Genomic DNA, 846 nt, shown 5'->3' with positions numbered 1-846 from the left:
CAGAGCGAAGTTCGAATTTAGAAAGATAATACACCTCATCGAATGAAATGAGATGACGGTGTTACCTTATAAAGGTTTAAGTAGGGGTTGTGAGTACTGTTTAGTACTAAATTAAAAAGGTGCTAAAATCAAAATTGCCGGTGTCGATGCGTCTGGGGGACACACCCGTTCTCATTCCGAACACGATGGTTAAGACTCAGTCGGCCGATGGTACTATACCGGAAACAGTATGGGAGAGTAGGTGGATGCCGGTGCATTTTTTACTTAGTGAAAGCAAGCCGAAGGCGAAGCTTGAACTTTAGTAAAAAAGCACACCTCATCGAGCAAAGCGAGATGATGGTGTTACCAAGTTATTTCTTAGTGAAGACGAGCGAAGCGAAGTCTGAGGTTAGAAAACAAGATATTAAAACACAATTATAGACTATATCATATTCCTTTGGAGAGGATGAGAGATATTGAAGTTCGAATCTTTAAGTCTATCTGGCCTATGAAAAGTAAGCCCATAATGTACCTTGAAAACTGCATACCAAACGAGAAATTATATAAATATTTTATAATTAGACATCCGAGGTATTAATTGCTTTAAGTAATTAATATTTAATGCATTATTTACTTAATGAAAACGAGCGTAAGCTTGTTTCAAATCTTAGTAAATAAGTAGTTCTTCATACGAGCAAAGTGAGTATGAAGAATATCAAAAGTAATAAATTTTAAACATTTGTATGATACACGCTAGTGTCATACAAACACTAAATCTAAATGATTTAAGAGGTTAAACATAAAGAGCGTAGGGTGGATGCCTAGGCACTGACAGCCGAAGAAAGACGTGACAAGCTGCGAAAAGCT

At 36.8% G+C, this 846-nt stretch carries 1 rRNA gene; it reads left to right on the top strand.

The features are described from left to right. Nucleotides 1-136: 136 nt before the first annotated feature. Nucleotides 137-254 (top strand): 5S ribosomal RNA (gene rrf, locus HMPREF0381_RS14200). Nucleotides 255-846 lie beyond the last annotated feature (592 nt).

It is taken from the genome of Lachnoanaerobaculum saburreum DSM 3986, assembly GCF_000185385.1.
Taxonomy (GTDB): Bacteria; Bacillota; Clostridia; order Lachnospirales; family Lachnospiraceae; genus Lachnoanaerobaculum; species Lachnoanaerobaculum saburreum.
Note: the sequence above shows the minus strand (reverse complement) of the source record. Positions and strands in the feature narration are given on the sequence as shown.